Here is a 17,865-nt window from a genome sequence, read left to right as displayed (position 1 = left end):
GAATTAGAGGCTGAACGTCGTTTTTACTAACTTGTAGGACTTTTATGTATCAACCCACTCTGCCGGAAAGAAATCTTCATCCTGTTCCGCTGAGTTCAGAACAGCGAAGACGGTTACAGGATAAATTCCTCAAAGACTATGGCAATAAAATTACTAACCTTGTACAAGAGTGGCGTAGAGAATCGGCTAGTTTGGGAGATGCGCCAACAGAAGCGGAGGTCAAACGAATTTTGGAAGATACGGCTTCAACCTGCGAATATTGGTTGATTGATGGGTTATGTCGCCTCTTGCTGAATCGTCCTTATCGGGACTACAGTCATCAAAATGTCCCTCGGGAATTGAAACAGGAGATCGCCCAAAAATTAGCGCAGTTCAAGCAGGGTCGAGGCATTGCTTGGGGGAAATTTAATAAAGTTTGGGTTGAAAAACTCAATGATTTATTTCCTCCCAGTTCAGAAACGATTAGAAAGTTTCTCAACCTCGATTACGAGACTTGTGAACATTGGGTGGTTAATGGGTTATCTCAGATTTTTCTGGACTGTCTCTATGAAGAATGGATGCAGCAGTTTTTCTATCAAACGGATATCAATCCTCCCGGTTTAGAAAAAGATCCTGAGCAAAAAATGCCTCCGTTGGGGGATTGGAAATTGCCTGTAGAGTTCCCCTTGAGAACTTGGGAAGACGAAGCGCCGGAACTGTCTAATTTCTATGGACGCCAAGAAGAATTAGGCAATTTGGCGCAGTGGATTGTGAGCGATCGCGCTCGATTAGTGGTGTTGCTCGGATTGGGTGGAATGGGTAAAACTTATTTATCAATCCGTTGCGCTCAAATGATTCAACATGATTTTGACCGAATAAAATGGATTTCCCTGCGCCATGCTCCTCCCCTACTCGAACTCCTAGGAAATGTCATCCAATGTCTGTCCCCTCAATTTGCTGTTAATTTACCCGAAACCTCCTTAGAGGCCATTAATCGGCTGATGGAGGGTTTGCGATCGCACCGATGTCTACTCATTTTGGATGAATGGGAAACCCTATTAGCGAGTGGCGAATTAGCCGGACAATACCGAAATGGATATAAGGACTACGGTGAACTAATTCGCCAAATCAGCAGGGAACCCCATCAAAGTTGTTTACTCCTGACCAGTCGGGAACCATCCCAGTCTATGCCTTATTTAGAACAAGAAAATTTGACGACTCATCTGTTCACTGTTCAAGGATTAGAACCCGCAGCGGCCCGCCAAATTTTACAAGATAACCAACTCAAAAATCCCGAGGATTGGCACAAATTAATTGAACTGTATCGGGCTAATCCTTTGGCTTTGATGACAATTGGTCCACTCATAAAATATTATTTTAACGGAAAAGTCTCTACTTTTATTCAAAAAAATACCGTGGTGGTCGATGATGCCTTGCAGGAGGTGTTGAAACAACAGTGGGAAACTGTGTCCGAGGGAGAACAACAAATCATGTACGGGTTAGCAATCGCCAGAAAACCCATTTCCGTGGCTGCATTAAAACCCCAGATATTATCAACCTTTTCTGAATCAGAATGGCTCCAAATTATCACATCCCTGAGTCGGCGATCGCTTCTGGAGATTAGCACAATGGAGGATGAAGCGCACTTTAGCCTCCAACCAGCGGTGATGAAATATATCACGAAAGACTTAATCGACAGAGTTTGCCAAGAAATAAGTACAGTAATTCACACTCAAAACCTAGAGATATTTGACCGACTTCGCACCCATCAAATCGCTATAAATTATGCTTTAAGTTCGGAAATCCACTCTCTTCAAACGCGAGTCATTCTCACTCCCATCAAAGAGAAACTTGTGATGAAATGGAGAAGCGATCGCCGGTTAGGGGTTTATCTTACTCAGATGCTCGTCATGCTGGCTGGAAAATCCGCCCTAGAAGTGGGATATGTCGCCGAAAATCTTCAGAATTTGCTCAAGCTCTTGCCTAAGTCTGAGGGCTAAAGCTATGATAGGCTTAACGGATTTCAAATCCCTCCAAAACCTGAAATAAAAGGGCGTGTGAACCATGAGCGATCGCCACGGATTAACCGTTTCACCAGAGTGGGTAAGCTACTGCATTAATCCCCAATGCCAACAGCGACAAAACCCGGAGATGGGGAAAGTTTGTCAAAGCTGTGGTACACCCTTGTTTGTCTGCGATCGCTATCGCCTCATCTCTCCTCTACGACCCCTGAATCAACCCACCTCCACGGAACTATTTGAAGTCGAGGATTGGGGGGATAACGCTGAAGCGTGCAACCCCCTGAAAGTTTTAAAAGTCCTCAAACCCACCGATAACCGGGCATTAATTCGCCTGTTTGAGCAAGAAGCGCGGGTTTTAACTGCCCTCAAACATCCCCAACTTCCCACCGTTGAACCCTATAGTCCCTTTCTGGTTACCTTAAACTCAGGAACCATTCTCCGATGTTTAGTTCAGCAGAAAATTGATGGCGTAAATTTAGAGCAGTGGATCACCCAACATGGCCCAATTTCTCACCATCAGGCTTTAGAGATTTTACGTCAATTAGCAGAAATTTTAAAATTTGTTCATAGCAAAGGCTTTTTTCATCGAGATATTAAACCCGCTAATATTATGCGTCGTCCCAATGGTAAACTGGTTTTAATTGATTTTGGAACCGCCCGGGAAGTCACCGCCAGCTTAGTCGAAAAACGAGAACAGCAAACCGTCACCCGCGTGATTTCCGAAGGATATACCGCACCAGAGCAACGGCAAGGAAAAGGACTTCCCAAATCGGATTTATTTGCCCTAGGACGCACGATGGTTTATTTACTAACCGGCAGGTCACCCCTAGAATTTGAGGACCCAGAAACGGGAGAATTAGTCGGCTGGCAAGGCGGTTGTCCCAATTTGAATCCCGCTTTAGCATCGGCGATTAATCAGTTAATTCACCCCATCTCTTCTCAGCGCACTCGCAATCCTGAACGGCTGTTAAACCAGTTAGATGAGATTGAGATAAAACCTCAAAACAACTTAAACTCAACTCTCGGTAATTTCTTTTTTATTCCAAAATTATCAATCTTTATACAAAAAATTAACTCTTTAAAAGGAAAGAGTGCAATTAAGTATAACCCACTAAAATTAAATTGGGGCGTTTTATCTGTTGTAGTGTTCATTTTGTTTTATTTGAATTTACCTCAGTTAAGTTTTAAGACCAACAATGCAGCCTCAGACTACTACCAATCTGGAGATTTTAATAAGGCAAAATTGTATATAAATTTAACATTACTTTTAAATTCCAAATTATGCGAAGCTCATTATATCAAAGGCTTGATTAGTGACGCCGAGCAAAATTTTACCGTTGCCCGTCGCTACTACGAAATGGCAATGCCTTGTGTTCCGGACAAAGTGAACAACAATTTGGGTCGATTAGATATTTTAGAAGGACAGCCTTCTTCTGCTATTACCAGGCTTCAAAAAGGGTTGCAGCTAGTCAAAGATCTGGAGTTAAAGTCCATCTTGCACAAAAATATGGGCTGGGCCTTGGTGGAAATAGGAGAGCAAAAAGAGGCTCATAGCCACCTGAGTGAAGCGATCCATTTAGCTCCTTCACGCGCTTCCGCTTACTGCTTATTAGCACAACTGCTAGAAGCTGGAGGAAACTCCTCCTACGCATTAGGAGCCTGGAGAAGTTGTATTAAAAATGCTCCAAATGACAAACATCTGCCGGAGGTAGACCAATGGATCCACCAGGCGCTCCTGCGCTTAGGGCCTCAAGCAGAAGATGATCTTGACCAATTATAAATTTTACTTATTAAATATAAGTAAAATTTGATATTTTTTAAATAGCTTAAAACTCCAAAAAATTTCAAAAACTCAGTTATTTCGGTGAGGGGATGCAGAACCTCAAGCTGAGCACTTTAGTTCTGCACCCCCTTGTCCTAATCGAAATAACCAGGATTCACAAATGGACAAGAAGTTTATCTCCTTAATAGTAGAGATTGTAGTTATTCCCTTGGCGCTCGCCAACTTACTCAACGCCACTTATTTGCAAACCCAGACAAACTCGGCAGTAGCAGCTTCTGAGAGTGGCTTAGGGGAAATGATTCAGTCCCAGGGTAACAAGTGCGAAGGCCCCAAAACGCCCCCTGCTGGCAACTGACGTAGATCCAGGATGCATTCCCGCTGAGGATGGGACTCCAAGGGTCAATCCCGAGTGGGACAGCGTTCTCTCAATTTAGGATAGATGATTTATGAGGCTGTTTTTGATGCACAATAGAAAAACAGCCCATTTTTCATTAAAACTCGTATGGATGACTGGCTACGCAAACAGATTGAAGAGGTGTGCCTACACCCGACAGGCAGCCTGCTGCGACAGCAAGGTATGAATCGGCTGCTGATTAAACTCCAGCAACTGCCCGGACTGTATAAATCCTATCATTTGGATGATTTAGAGGCTCTCAATGAAACTTGGGAACGGGTGAGTAAAAATATTTGTGAAAATTTTCAACAGATGGGAGATTCTTTAGAAGAGAGTTTAACAAAATGGATTAATGCGGATTTGTATAAGCGTAGAAAGCGTTTTTTATCTCCTATTGTTGATCCGAATTGTATCAGTTTAGATCAGCCCCGAAATTTCAGTGAGGCTGGCGAGCAAAGAACGCGACTTGATATGCTGGCGTCAGAGGGTTTTGAGGCTCCTTTTTTAGATGAAATCGAGTCTCAAATACAACAAGCTCAAGAACGTAAGTTCAAACGAATTGCTTTACGTCTAAAGGATTATATAGACCAAGATCCACTCGGGCGATTGCAAGGCTGTCATCCCGATACCTATCCCAAGTGCACCTGCCAAGCACTTAGTCAAAGACGGGGATTAAAAGAACCCCCAGACGAATTTCACGAGATTGCCAGCGATTGGAATATGCCGATTTCAACTCTCACTAATCATTGGTATGGCCGATGCAGAACGTTACTCAAAAAAATTGCCAAAGAGCTAGGATACGAAAAGGATAAACTATCATGAAACCCACGCCTATTTCCTCCTTAACAATCCCATTAGGTCGAAGTGCTCATCGTGTTGCTAGAGAGTTTGCCGTTGAACAAGAAACCCCTCAGAAAGGAAAACAAGTTTATCTCAATACTCTAGCTGTATATGCCCTACACAATTACTTTAATTGGCTGCAAATTGACAATTCCCTTAATGAAAGTGATAGTTGGAATCCTGGGATACAGGCTTTCTATAATGTTGCGGATTTAGTGATACCTGGTTTGGGTAAAATAGAATGTTGTCCCTTATTGCCTGGACAAGCTGTCATTGATCTTAGTCAATATGTTCAGGAAACTAGAATTTGTTATGTAGCTGTTCAATTTGAATTACGCCTCAATGAAGCTATACTACTGGGATTTTTTCCGGCAATCAATATAGCTGAGTTTGGAATCAAGCTATCCCTTACAGATATTCAACCCCTTGATGATTTAATTGTTTTTCTTCACGGATTGCAACAAGCTGATAATATAGTGGAAAATACCTCCGAGGGAAAGCCTACAGAGGCTGTCAATCGCTCTTCTAAAAGAGAGGAGCGGAATATTACAAATCTCTTGAAATGGCGCTTAAATGACTTAGTTGAAGCGATTGATGAGGGATGGCAGACGATTGATGAACTGTTTGGAATGCGATCGCCTGCGTTTCTTGGGGATTTAAGCAGTTACGCCAAAGATGTCAAACCGGGACCGGATTTCCCGACGATTCAACAGGGAAAATCGATTATTTTGGGAACGACGTCTTTAGCGCTATTGGTGAAGCTTTCCCAGGAATCTGAGGGGAGAATTGATATTTTAGTGCGAGTTTTTCCGATTCAAGAGTCAACGGATTTGCCTGAGCCACTCAAATTGATGGTTTTGAATGAAGAGGGAGATATTTTGGAGGAATTAACCGCAGGACGGGGTAACAATTGCCTTGAACAACCCTTAAGTGGGGAACCGGGGGAGGGGTTTGTCATTAAGCTGGAATGGGGAGAAGTCAGTGCTACGGAAAGTTTTATAATCTAAGGTTTTCTGGACTTAATTCTCGGGGGGTGGGAGGAAAAGCAATGGAAAATTTAATCCAATTTAGATTTGAATCAGGCAGCTTTGAAACGGGGTTTAGGGTTCGGATTTCTTTTTCTCAAAAAACGGTAATTCTTGTCAATTTAACCCCGAATACAATACTTCCCCAGATGTATCGGAATTGGGAGATTTTATATTTAGAAAAGGGCGATCGCTTTCAGTTGGCGCAGAGTTATCAAGCGCTCATCGGTTGCTTTCAGGACTGGTTAAAAGGTGAGGGTGATGTCCAAAAGTTGCGGGAAACAATCCTGCTGGAATTAACCGATCGCCCGCCCGAAATTCGGCTGTTGATTCAAACTGGCGATCGCCTTCTTCGACAACTGCCTTGGCAGGAGTGGGATATTTTTCGTGAGAACTATCCCCAGGCAGAATTTGCCCTCACTTTAACCGAGTATAGTCCCCTGCCGGATTTTGATGATACGCCGGTTAGAAGTCGGGTGAGGATTTTAGCTGTGGTTGGCGATCGCCCTCACTCAGAAACCTTGTCTACCCTCGGAACTCTCAAATCCTTATCCGATGCGGAACATCTGATTTTAAAATCCTCTCAACCCCAGCAGCTATATCTCCAACTCCAGGATACAACGGGTTGGGATATATTGTTTATTGGGAATCAGGATTTAATTCAAAAATTGAATATTTCCGATTTTAAAAAAGCCCTGGAAATTGCCTGCGATCGCGGCTTAAAACTCGCCATCTTTAATGATGGATTAGATCTAGCCGAATTGCTGTCAAACTTAGTCAATCCCCCGCTTATCGTAGTTTTTAAACAGGCACTCTTAGAACAGTTTGCCGCTAAATTTTGTTCGGCCTTTTTGACCGCTTTTGCTAAAGGTAAATTATTATACCCAGCGGTGCGAGAGGGTCGAGAAAGTTTGGAATTTTGTGAACAAAAATTTCCCGGAATTATGGGCTTACCCATCCTCTGTCAACATCCCCTCAAACCCGCCCTAACTTGGCGAGGCATCCTGGGAAAACCGCCGGTTGATACTCCTCAAACCCGAGAGGAATATCAAACCCGGAAAACGTTACTCCAGAAAGTTAAAAACTACTGGATTCAAGGAATTTTAGAAAACTCTTTGCAACAGCAACTTTTCCTGACCCCGGGACTACAACAGTATCCCCGTGTAAAATCGGTGGAAAGACTTGGGGAAAACCCAGACCAAACAGAACTTATTCTCCCGGAAAATACCCGAATGATTCAGTATTTTGACCGACTGAAAACCCCGAGAATTCTGCTTATTTTGGGAGAACCCGGTTCGGGAAAAACCGTGAGTTTGCTGGAATTCGCTCGGGATGCGATCGCCCGAGGAGAAAGAGACTATACTCAACCGATTCCCCTAGTTTTCACTCTGTCCTCATGGGGACTGAAAACCCTGCCAATTCAGGACTGGATTATACAGGAAGGAACGGTAAATTATGAAGTTTCCCCCAGTTGGATCAAATTTAGCCTTGAAAAAGGGCGCTTGTTATTACTACTAGATGGTTTAGATGAAGTCAAATCAGAAATGCGAAAGGTCTGTTTAACCGCTTTAAATGCCTTCATCAAGCAATACCCTCTAACAGAAATCGTCCTCACCAGTCGTCGAGAAGACTATGAAGCAATCCAGTTGCAATTTAATTTTAAATCCGCAATTTATTTGCAGCCTTTAAATTTAACACAAATTGCCGAATATATAGCTTATTTAGGGAAAATCCACGATATAGATATTGCCGCATTCCAATCCGATCCCCTGTTGGTGGAATTGGCAAAAACCCCTTTAATGTTGAATATTATCGCTGTTGTTTGTCAGGGAAATTACCTTGAAAATGGAGTAAAATCAGGGTCTTTAGAAGCTCGTCGGCGCTGGCTATTTGATGCGTATATTAACGAGATGTGGTATCGTCACCCCCCAGAAAAAAGACCGTATCATAAAGAAACAATGCTCCAATGGTTGAGTTGGCTGGCACAGTTGATGCACCAGGAATCCCAAACCCTATTTTTTCTGGACCGCTTGCAACCCAAATGGTTAGAGTCACGCCTCCAAAAACAGATTACCTGGGGGGTAGGACTCCTATTTGGACTGATTGGCGGGACGATTGTGGGGATGGTTCTCTGGTTAACAGTGGGTTTTTTCTTGGAGCCATTTTGGGGAATGATCATTAGTTTAATCTTTGTAGTAATTTTTGGTTTACCGTTGGGAATTTGGGCGACCCTGACGGTGGGACAAGAGAAAAAAATTCAACCTGTAGAAACCCTGAATTGGTCCTGGGATGCAGTCAAAAAAGCCTTGACCCTGGGGTTAGGTTTAGGGGTAATCACTTGGATGATTTCTAGGATGATTGGGTTTGTAATCGTGGCGCCTTTAATTGTGCTGGTTTATGAACTCAAAGGGGGGAATCTGGACTCCAAACAATTTCCCAATCAAGGGATTTGGCAGTCTTTGAAAAATGCAGCAATTTTAGCGGCGATCGCAGCGGCAGTCTTGGGGTTCACTGCCGGATTGATGAGCGAACAAATCCTCACCCTGATTATCGGACCCGCATCTGCCTCTGCGAGATTGGGGACAGCTTGGATGCAAGAATTTACAGTTCGTGCTATCCTTTCAGGAATCCTCGTCGGCTTATTTTATGGACTGAACCAAGCGGGGACTGCCTGCATTCAACATTTGACTATGCGGGTGTTATTGTATTGGAATGGCTCGATTCCTTGGAACTATACCCGCTTTCTCGATTATGCTAGAAAACTTATTTTTTTACAAAGAGTGGGAGGGGGTTATATTTTTATTCATCGGCTTTTCTTGGAACATTTGGCGATGGTATCTAAACCTAAATTATAGAGTTTTACTCCCTGAATAATTGCCATGACTAAAATCGCGATTTTCACCATTGGTCAAGGAGATTTTAAGACTGGGTTTCCTATGGGACTGGAAATTAGGGAAGAAGGAGGCAATCCTCTGTCCGAAGTGATGGGGAAGTTGCCTCCATCATCTAGGATTCCTGAGCTTTACCAAATTTGGCAGTGCGCTTTTATAAATATAAAATTTGTCACTTCGAGAATGGATGTGCCTAAAGGGACAGCGAAGGTGGCGGTTCCTCCCACGAAAGAACCGCTAGAAAAATGCCAAACCTCTCAGGAGGAGTTAAAAAAATCATTTAAAGATTGGCTGAACTCAGAATCCAGAGAACTTCAAAAGATGCGTGAAACTTTTTTCACCCATCTCCCCGATCAATTTGAAGAGATTCGGGTCTTTATTCAAACGAGTGACCCCGGGCTGAAAAAACTCCCCTGGAATGAATGGGATATTTTTGAGCGATATACTTATGCAGAAATTGCCTTAGTGCCGCCCGAATATAGTCGCATCAATCTGGCCCCGGATGCGATCGCCCGTGAACAAGTGAGAATTTTAGCCATCCTCAGCACAGCCGAGGATCTAAATCTTAAAGAAGAGAAACAAAAACTGGAAGGATTGCCTCATGCGGAAACTTTCTTTCCCAATCCTCATGAACCGGCTGAAATATATGATGCACTACAACATGAAATGGGATGGGATATTCTCTTTTTTGCGGGACATAGTTCCAGTTCCAAAATGGGAGAAACCGGCGAATTTTTTATTAGGCGTGACTATGGATTAAGCATTAATTCTTTGAAAATATCCCTCCGAAAAGCTCTAAGTCGCGGGCTACAATTGGCCATTTTTAATTCCTGTGATGGATTGGGTTTGGCCACAGAATTAGCAGGTTTAAATATTCCCCAAGTGATAGTGATGCGGGAACCTGTGCCGGGGGATTTTGCCGTGGCGTTTATTAAAAAGTTTCTTCAGGCTTTTTCTGAGGGCAAATCTTTATATGTTGCCCTGAAACAGGCCAAAGATAGTTTAGAATGCTGGAATAAAAAATATCCAGGGGTGTGTTGGTTACCGATTCTTTGCCAGAATCCCGCCCAACCCCCGTTCACCTGGCCAAAATTGCTGAAATTGCCAGAAACCAGGCCAGTTCTTGTATCCCCACTCCTCAAACCAACACCGATTTGGCAAGAAGTGAAGACGCTCACGGGACATTTGGCCGGGGTCAAATCGGTGGCGGTGAGTCCCGATGGCCGGATGATTGCCAGTGGCAGTTTTGACCAAACCATCAAACTTTGGGATTTGCACAGGGGGGAACTCAAAAAAACTTTGAAAGGACATACGGCAACGGTGACTTCAGTGCAGTTTAGTACCGAGGGAATTCTGGCGAGTGCCAGTTTCTTTCCCGATGGGACGATTAAACTTTGGGAGGTGGAAGGGGAACAGAATAAGGTCGAATTAAAAACCACCCTGCGAGGGAATGATTGGGTGGGTTTAGCGATTTGGAGTATCGCCTTTAATCGCGATGGCAAGTACATCGCCAGTGGTCACAATGTTGATAGTACGATTAAGGTGTGGGATATTCATCGAGAAAAAATTATTGCTACTTTGCGGGGTCATGTTTGGGCGGTTTCTCAGGTGATTTTTCATCCTAAAGATGGCTCAATTATTAGTAGTAGTTTGGATGGCACGATTAAAATTTGGGATCCGGAACAAGGACAACTGATTCATACCTTAGTTGGACCTTCGGGTTGGTTGAGTCCGGCGCAAGCTTGGTTTAGTCGCGATGTAGAAGTGTATAGTTTAGCCCTCAGTTCCGATGGAGAAATTTTGGCGAGTGGGGGTACAGAGGATGTGATTAAAATTTGGCGGTGGGGCGATCGCCAGTTGCAGCAGACCCTCAAAGGTCATTCAGATACCATCCAAGCGGTGGCAATCGCCCCCGATGGCAAAACCTTAGCTAGTGGAGGTCGAGATCATACCATTAGAATTTGGGATTTAACCACTGGAAAAACTCAGCAGACTCTTGGACATTCCGACTCGGTGAATTCGCTGGCATTTAGTCTGGATGGACAGACTTTAATCAGTGGGAGTCAAGACAAAACAATTAAAATTTGGCGGTGGTTTCCCCAGGGGTCATCGCCGCTGTAAACCCGTCTATTTAGGCCCCTTCCGCGAGCTTCTTGTCGCCCCAGGGGGGGAATCCGATAAAGTCACGGATTCACCAAGGACCCTGTTGAGGAGCCAGGAGCCTAATTTGCACGGAGTGCGATCGCCCCAAAAAACTCACTTCCCTTGCTATGAAGGCAGTTTCAGCAGAGTTTGTCCCAAATTCCCCCAACCTGCGGTTTGCTTTAGTAAAATAAGCATGACCTGTTGCCAAACCGAGCATCGGCCAATGCTGGTTGGCAATCCATCAGCCCACTTCTCAACGCCAAACCTCTGTATGCACTACCGATTGCCACAATTTAGCCGGAAATATTTTCTCATTAATGGCATTCAAAAGATAAACCCCATTCCGTGATAGCTTGCGTATTTGTCCCCAACTGTTCCCACACGCAAGAATTGCGCCCTCTTACTCCCCGAGCGATCGCAATTTTAGTCGGCAATAATCTGACTCTCAGAATTGTGCTGAACTTATCCCCACTGCAATCAGGGTTTCCCCACACTTTTTCGGTAGGCATACACCTTCTATGAAAAGCGACAAATTCGATTTAGTGCGCTCTAACGAACTCGAACCGCTGAACGGATCGCATCGCCCTTCAGCATCACTCAGCGACGATTTATTATTAATTCACTGGTTGGAAAAAAATCCCGACTACGTGGGGCTCGTCAAACGGTCCAGACGGCAAGGATGGTTTTGGAATTTATACTATTCCCTCAACCCTAAACCGCCCATTCTCTACGTCCTAGGCTTTCTCCAAGCCAACCCCCGGCATTTTGATGGCGAAGCCTTTGTCCCCAGAGATGTCCGCAGGGATTCGGAAATTACCGCCGATATTGTTTCCGGTGCCACCTTAATTAATGCTATCACAAACTTCCCCATTCTGTTGTTTGCCTTTAAAGGAATAGGAAATGTTTGGGTAGCTCCAGTCGCCAGTTTTGTCTTAAACCTCATTCTCCTGAATTGGACCAACCTAGCCGGAACTGCTACCGTCGGAAACCGACCCGGTAAAAAATATTGGGCGCAGGTCGGTTTTGCTGGATTTTTACTCATGAGTATTCTGCAATCTTTCGTGGCGGGAATTGGATCAGAATTAATTAACAACCGTCCCGCTTTAGGCTATAAACTCGCCGAAGAATTAATTGCCGAACATGACCGCAAAATTCGCCAAATAGAACCCAATACTGACGCCTACGAACGCACCTTTGCGCAATGTCAGGAAAACCTCCAACTTTTATCCCAAATTCCCCGCACCGATCCGCGTTGGGATTCCCTCTACGTGGAAACAAACGGGTCCGTAGCCGATCGCGAACGGGATTGGAGTCGCGTCCCGGCGGAAAATCTCCCCCTCTGTCAAAAAGCCGATCGCATCCGCAGCGAAACCTTTGCAGTGCGAGAAGAGTGGGAAGAAAAGCTGAAAATTCGCAGTGAACTGGGAAATGACCTGATTTTTCTCAACCGAGAATTACCCCTGGTTTTTAGTCGCTATTTTAACGAATATGGAGAAATCACCTCGGGGGTTGAAGAAGTCCGCCTCGCCTCTAGTAATTTCTTCGGAAATCTATGGGCCCTGAATTTTTCCCGGCTGGGATTTTCTTTATTCTTCTTTTTTCTCTCTACGATTACCAGTATCACCGCTTGTTACATTACCGTAGCTCATGCGCGGGGTAAAAACACCAAAATTTCTCATAATCCCGAGGTGGAAACAGCCGTAAGAGAATGGTTAGAAACCATTCGTCAAATGAACTTGAATCGCCACAGCCCCAACCCCTCTAAAGAAGAACGGTATGAGGAACGCTTGATTGCTCAATTTACCTCTCAATATCGGAAAACCGGGATTTGTGACTATCCGGTATTAGAAGGAATCGCCTATCGCGCTCATCAAGGTACTCTATTTTTACCGGAACAACAACAACTGATTTCTGATGAAATTGAGCGCACCTTGGAGGATATCTATAAAGCCGTTTCGGCTTTGGAATACAAGTTCTGCGATTTACAGAAATTTGTCTCCATGAGCGACCCGGAAATCATGCAAAAGACTTTAAAGGTAGAAATGCTGATGAAGTCCGACCTGAAGTTACTATTTAAAGCCCTGCATTATTTATTAGACAAGGCCCATAAATATGCGGTGTCTAATTACGGCCAATGGGAGTATTTAGAAAGTGATGATGCGGAAAAAGCCCAGAAATTAATCAAGCAGATTGTGAAAATCCGGAAGGCGCTGAACAAAGAAGCTCATGTTAACTGGGTGATGAGCAAACCGACCGAATTTGGACGGAGCCGAGCTTGTCACCGAGTCCGGCAAAAATTAGATCTATTACCGGGATATTGTTATGAGTTAGGCTACATTACTCAGCAAAAATTGCTGGATAAAGTTGTGGCGAATCGTGCTTCAGTGTAAGCTCGGGGTTTCGCTGTTTTGTCCGGATAGGTCGGTCGAGTTAATGTGGGTAACTCAACCGACTTTTTTGTAGTGAGAGAATTGTCCCAGAGGTGCGATCGCACCTGGAAAGGACTGAGATGGAATCCACTTGTTCCAGTTCCCTTGCCAGTTTAGGGACTGTCTGGATGAGGGGGATTTTCCCCAGTTATACCCTCGGGCGATCGCCCGGGAACGGTTTGAGTTAAATCCTTACAGCGCAAGCTGATTTCGCTCTCGTTCCCGCAAATCTCCCGGGAAACACTCCGACGGTATAACAGTCACTTTAAATACTTCCACATCCCCTCCCCAGTCCATAACCATCACCCCCTACAGTCAAAGTATCAACGGTTGTCAAGATTTCATTCACCAACCGACTTTTATGAAACGAATTCTTCAGTCTGTTGCAACTCTGTCTGCTTTGTCCGTTGTGATGATGATCCCTGCACTCCTCTCCAGCAGTGCCGCTCATGCCGAAGGGTTACAAACCCTCACCGGCAAGCAAGGAATGGCGGGTCACTATATCGGTGCAGGTTTCAGTGGTAACGTTCACAACTGGGAGGAGGGACAAGGCAGTGAAAGCTATGGCGGTAACGTCCAGGGTCGTTATCAAGTTCCTAATTCTGCCTTATCTGTGCGGGGATCGGCCTTGATTAATAATAATGCGGCAGCATTGGTGCCGATGTTATCTCTCGATGTACCCGTTACGAATAACGCCAACTTATACTTAGGAGGCGGTTATTCCTTCATCACCGAACGCGGACAACAAACGGCTCTGGGTAACCAAGATGCCTTAACGGTTGCCACGGGAGTGGAGGCAATCGTTAAGGAAAACATTGTTCTGTTTGGGGATGCTAAAGTCGCGTTTGATGCTTATCGCAATACGGATGAAGCTGCCTTTAGTCTGTTGCTGGGTGCGGGCTATCGCTTCTAATTTTGCTAATTTTACCCGGATTTGGGTGGAGTGTGGTGTGGCACTCGGTTAAATTGTAAGTAAGAAAGAGCAGTGGGGCAGGTATAACCTGCCCCACTGTGCTTTTGTGGGCAATTTCATGAGTCCTAGGGCATTAGTATAGTATGGGTTATACTCAATCCCGTTGTCAAAGACTGACTTTACTCTTTAGCCTGGGCGTTAGGGGAATCCTAGCCTCTTGTGAGCCTTCCCCCTTGAGGGTGCGGGTTTTTGCTCTATCGGCAATGCCATTTTTCCTGTTTCTCATTTCTTCCTATGGGTAGAGGAAATTTTATTATTTTTGGTTAAAGATAAACTAATTGCTGAAAGTTTATTACGGATTTTGAGAGGTTTTTTTTAAAATTTAATGCACAGATTTTTATTGCTGGTCTCGGCCTGCTGATTTTTTATCTACATTCCAGGAGTCTAAGCTATGCCTGAAACTGAACCCAAGCCTGTTGATTTTTCAACGGCCAAAAAACCTGCCCATTCTCTTGAAGCAAAGGTGGATACAACGGCAGAAAATCCTAATCTGGACCCGAAACTTGCGCTCCCTAAAACGCAGGAGTTGCAGGAGAAACAGGAGGACGGGATTCCCCCGGGAGAAAGGATGATCCAGCAGGCTTGGATGCCCGGGGGTAGGTAACACCGAGATTAGCAAGGGAAAAGTTGTGGGAAGAATTCTGAGCGCAACTTGAGGGGATGGGAACCGGATTGGTCGGTTATTTGCCTCACCCCTAAATGGCTATTTTATCCTGAGCGATCGCTGAGTTGGATCACACCCATTTTCTAGGCGATCGCGGATTGTAGAAATATCTCAACTTTACTTTTGATTTACCACCATGAACGGACAACAAACCCCCACAACTCACGAACCGATTCAGTCATCGGAGGAAGTTGAAAAAGCCTTTCACGAATTGGGTCGAGCCTTTACAGTTTATTGGGCCTGGAAAGCGACGGGTTTGCTCGATCGCCAGCCTCCGGCAGCCAGATCCCCCGACACCTCCCACCGGACCCCACCGGACCATCTGGGGGATTCGGGTTAACTCGCCTTGATCCGCTCCAAACTGAACTCCCATCCCTCGGGACTCGCGGATGTTCAAATAATTGTTTCCTGCTCAGAGCCACCTCCTCTATCCTAGAGGGGGTGGCTCTGAGCGCTCCGATGGAGGGGCGTTGCTCTTGCAACTTGAACCTCAGTCTTCCCAAGATGAAGAGAATGTGTATAAAATGTAAATAAATATAACAGATTAACGTCAAAGCTGTCAAATTAGCTTATAACCATTCGCAAGGGTGTTAATCGAAGTCGAACAATAAAAGGTAAAAAAGTTCATAATAGAGGCAATTCAAGCCCCATACTGTTTGTCTTGACAACGAGACATTCCCAGGTGGGGTCTAGGCGGGTCTAAACAAATCATTTTCATGGGAAACTTCATCGAAAAAAAACGGTCCCTGACTACCCAGCTCACCGTCTCTGTCACGACCTTAACCCTTGTCGCGATGGCGACCATTACAGCGATCTCGATTTGGAGTCAGCAACAGACTCTGCGCAAACAACTCGAACAACAAGCCGATCAGTTGCTAGAGACAATCTCCATTAGTGTCGGTAATGCCGTCACGGGAGGGAACGAAAAGTTTCTGCAAACTCTCGTTGAGGAGAACCAGCGACGAGAAATTGCGCTTTCTACCCGCATTTATCAAACTGACGGACAAGTCATCGCCGAGGATTCTCCCCAGGAGCGTGTAGGCCCAGAAGTAGAACCTTTTGTGGGCCAACTGCTAGAGACAGAGCGAACTCTATTTCGTTGGCAGGATAACCGTTTGATTGCGGGGAAAGCAGTCATCGTAGAAGGTACTCCTGTTGCAGCTGTGCGGATTGAGCTTTCTAAGGCCCTGTTGGAGCGGAAAATGTTGGAGGCGATCGCGACGGGACTTGTAGCAATTCTGGTCACTGGATTTGTGGCCGTGATTGTGGCACGAAAACTCGCCCAGTCGATCACCGGACCTTTGTACCAGTTGGGTTCTGCCACGGAAGGGATTGCCGAAGGGGACTTCACCCAAACCATTGAAATTCCTGCCTATGAGGAAATCGGCCTGCTGACTCACTCGTTCAACACCATGAGCGATCGCCTGCGAGAGCTATTTGAAAACATGGCCGATCGCACTGCGGATCTGCATCAAAGCGAAGCTAAAAATGTGGCATTGCTCATGGCAATTCCCGATTTAATGTTTGGATTCAGCGAAGATGGCACTTTTATTGATTACAAAGGAGGAAGAGGCGATACCATCTTAAAACCCCAAGGGGAATTGTTACAAAAAAGCGTGGAATTAGTTTTTCCGCCCGAACTGGCCGATCTTTATTTAAAATACGTTAATAGCACCTTACAAACGCGGGAAATTCAGATTTTTGAATATGAGTGGTTTATCAACGGCAAGCGTCGCCATTTTGAAGCCCGATTTGCGGTTTGTGGGCAAGATGAAGTGCTGGCGATTGTTCGGGATATTACCGAAGGTAAATTAGCTCAATTTGAATTGCAACAAGCCAAGGAAGCCGCCGAAGCCGCCAATTATGCCAAAAGTGTCTTCCTCGCTAACATGAGTCACGAGCTGAGAACTCCACTTAATGCCATTATTGGTTATACGGATTTGTTGGAGGAAGAGGCGGAGGATTTGGGCTATCAAGATTTTATTTCCGACCTAGACAAAATCAGACAAGCCGGAAAAAATCTGATGGGAATTATCAGCGACGTTCTGGATATTTCTAAGCTAGAAGCGGGGAAAATGACGTTATGCTTAGAAACTTTTGATATTTCAACCTTGCTGTTAGAAGTGCAAACGACAGTTTTGCCCTTAGTCCAGAAAAATGGGAATAGCCTGGAAATCCAATGCCCGCGCAATATGGGTAGTATGTATGCCGATCGCACCAAGGTTAAGCAGGTGTTGTTAAATCTGCTCAGTAATGCGGCCAAATTTACGGAATCAGGGATGATTTCTATGTCCGTTAAAAAGATTAAAAAGGAAAAAACAGCGAAGGATGAACCCACTCAATCTCCCACCCCCTCTCCTGCTGAATCTCCCACAGAATCTGAGGAAGTAAACTCGACGGAATATGCAATTTTTCGCGTGAAAGATACGGGAATCGGAATCACCCCGGAACAGAAGCAGTATATTTTTAAGGCTTTTGCCCAAGCGGACCCCTCCACAACGCGCAAATATGGCGGGACGGGTTTGGGTTTGGCGATCGGTCAACGGTTTTGCAAGTTGATGGGGGGTAAGATTTTTGTGGACAGTCAGTCGGATAGTGGCTCAACCTTTACCGTCTGTCTCCCAGTGATTGTCAAACCTCCCAAGAATGTATCTTGGTCGGTAGAAAAGTATAATTAAGCTGAGGGGGTTCGGAGATAGAGCAAGGGCCTCTAGGGAAGAA

At 44.9% G+C, this 17,865-nt stretch carries 12 protein-coding genes; all 12 read left to right on the top strand.

Features of this window, described 5'->3' with window-relative positions; translation table 11 throughout:
* Positions 1-44: 44 nt before the first annotated feature.
* The 12 genes from NG792_RS18495 to NG792_RS18440 all read left to right on the top strand — a co-directional run bounded on the left by NG792_RS18495 (position 45) and on the right by NG792_RS18440 (position 17,822).
* Positions 45-1,979 (top strand): NB-ARC domain-containing protein, encoded by a 1,935-nt coding sequence (locus NG792_RS18495; RefSeq protein WP_261236361.1) that lies wholly within the window; start codon positions 45-47, stop codon positions 1,977-1,979.
* 64 nt (positions 1,980-2,043) lie between these two features.
* Positions 2,044-3,780: a protein kinase domain-containing protein gene (locus NG792_RS18490; RefSeq protein ID WP_261236360.1), complete on the top strand. Its 1,737-nt coding sequence runs from the start codon at positions 2,044-2,046 to the stop codon at positions 3,778-3,780.
* A 163-nt stretch (positions 3,781-3,943) separates the two neighbouring features.
* Entirely contained in the window at positions 3,944-4,138 is a 195-nt protein-coding gene (locus tag NG792_RS18485; RefSeq protein ID WP_261236359.1) for a hypothetical protein, read from the top strand.
* A gap of 147 nt (positions 4,139-4,285) precedes the next feature.
* Positions 4,286-4,999 carry a hypothetical protein gene (locus NG792_RS18480; RefSeq protein WP_261236358.1) on the top strand — a complete coding sequence of 238 codons (714 nt, stop codon included), beginning with the start codon at positions 4,286-4,288 and terminating at the stop codon, positions 4,997-4,999.
* The gene (locus tag NG792_RS18475; protein WP_261236357.1) at positions 4,996-6,024 is read left to right on the top strand and encodes a DUF1822 family protein; all 1,029 of its coding nucleotides are present in this window, start codon (positions 4,996-4,998) and stop codon (positions 6,022-6,024) included. Before NG792_RS18480 ends, NG792_RS18475 begins: the two co-directional genes overlap by 4 nt.
* Positions 6,025-6,065: 41 nt before the next feature.
* Positions 6,066-8,897, top strand: a complete 2,832-nt coding sequence (locus NG792_RS18470; RefSeq protein WP_261236356.1) for an NACHT domain-containing protein — start codon at positions 6,066-6,068, stop codon at positions 8,895-8,897.
* Between the two features lie 24 nt (positions 8,898-8,921).
* Positions 8,922-11,054, top strand: a complete 2,133-nt coding sequence (locus tag NG792_RS18465; protein ID WP_261236355.1) for a CHAT domain-containing protein — start codon at positions 8,922-8,924, stop codon at positions 11,052-11,054.
* A 542-nt stretch (positions 11,055-11,596) separates the two neighbouring features.
* The gene (locus tag NG792_RS18460; protein ID WP_261236354.1) at positions 11,597-13,468 is read left to right on the top strand and encodes a hypothetical protein; all 1,872 of its coding nucleotides are present in this window, start codon (positions 11,597-11,599) and stop codon (positions 13,466-13,468) included.
* 400 nt (positions 13,469-13,868) lie between these two features.
* The gene (locus NG792_RS18455) at positions 13,869-14,420 is read left to right on the top strand and encodes a porin family protein (RefSeq protein ID WP_261199245.1); all 552 of its coding nucleotides are present in this window, start codon (positions 13,869-13,871) and stop codon (positions 14,418-14,420) included.
* Positions 14,421-14,871: 451 nt separating this feature from the next.
* Positions 14,872-15,084, top strand: a complete 213-nt coding sequence (locus NG792_RS18450; protein ID WP_261199246.1) for a hypothetical protein — start codon at positions 14,872-14,874, stop codon at positions 15,082-15,084.
* A gap of 196 nt (positions 15,085-15,280) precedes the next feature.
* Positions 15,281-15,484, top strand: coding sequence for a hypothetical protein (locus NG792_RS18445; RefSeq protein ID WP_261199247.1), 204 nt, complete (start codon positions 15,281-15,283; stop codon positions 15,482-15,484).
* Between the two features lie 376 nt (positions 15,485-15,860).
* Positions 15,861-17,822, top strand: a complete 1,962-nt coding sequence (locus tag NG792_RS18440) for a sensor histidine kinase (RefSeq protein ID WP_261236353.1) — start codon at positions 15,861-15,863, stop codon at positions 17,820-17,822.
* Positions 17,823-17,865: the final 43 nt, after the last annotated feature.

Origin of the sequence: Laspinema olomoucense D3b (assembly GCF_025370785.1) — a bacterium.
Taxonomy (GTDB): domain Bacteria; phylum Cyanobacteriota; class Cyanobacteriia; order Cyanobacteriales; family Laspinemataceae; genus Laspinema; species Laspinema olomoucense.
The sequence above is the reverse complement of the archived record's forward strand: the minus strand, read 5'-3'. Positions and strand labels throughout refer to the sequence as shown.

What these genes read in the sequence shown, in the direction of transcription:
- NG792_RS18480 (WP_261236358.1), top strand. Translation starts at nt 4,286, where the DNA reads ATGGATGACTGGCTACGCAAACAGATTGAAGAGGTGTGCCTACACCCG.
- NG792_RS18445 (WP_261199247.1), top strand. Translation starts at nt 15,281, where the DNA reads ATGAACGGACAACAAACCCCCACAACTCACGAACCGATTCAGTCATCG.
- NG792_RS18485 (WP_261236359.1), top strand. Translation starts at nt 3,944, where the DNA reads ATGGACAAGAAGTTTATCTCCTTAATAGTAGAGATTGTAGTTATTCCC.
- NG792_RS18475 (WP_261236357.1), top strand. Translation starts at nt 4,996, where the DNA reads ATGAAACCCACGCCTATTTCCTCCTTAACAATCCCATTAGGTCGAAGT.
- NG792_RS18455 (WP_261199245.1), top strand. Translation starts at nt 13,869, where the DNA reads ATGAAACGAATTCTTCAGTCTGTTGCAACTCTGTCTGCTTTGTCCGTT.
- NG792_RS18490 (WP_261236360.1), top strand. Translation starts at nt 2,044, where the DNA reads ATGAGCGATCGCCACGGATTAACCGTTTCACCAGAGTGGGTAAGCTAC.
- NG792_RS18470 (WP_261236356.1), top strand. Translation starts at nt 6,066, where the DNA reads ATGGAAAATTTAATCCAATTTAGATTTGAATCAGGCAGCTTTGAAACG.
- NG792_RS18440 (WP_261236353.1), top strand. Translation starts at nt 15,861, where the DNA reads ATGGGAAACTTCATCGAAAAAAAACGGTCCCTGACTACCCAGCTCACC.
- NG792_RS18465 (WP_261236355.1), top strand. Translation starts at nt 8,922, where the DNA reads ATGACTAAAATCGCGATTTTCACCATTGGTCAAGGAGATTTTAAGACT.
- NG792_RS18495 (WP_261236361.1), top strand. Translation starts at nt 45, where the DNA reads ATGTATCAACCCACTCTGCCGGAAAGAAATCTTCATCCTGTTCCGCTG.
- NG792_RS18450 (WP_261199246.1), top strand. Translation starts at nt 14,872, where the DNA reads ATGCCTGAAACTGAACCCAAGCCTGTTGATTTTTCAACGGCCAAAAAA.
- NG792_RS18460 (WP_261236354.1), top strand. Translation starts at nt 11,597, where the DNA reads ATGAAAAGCGACAAATTCGATTTAGTGCGCTCTAACGAACTCGAACCG.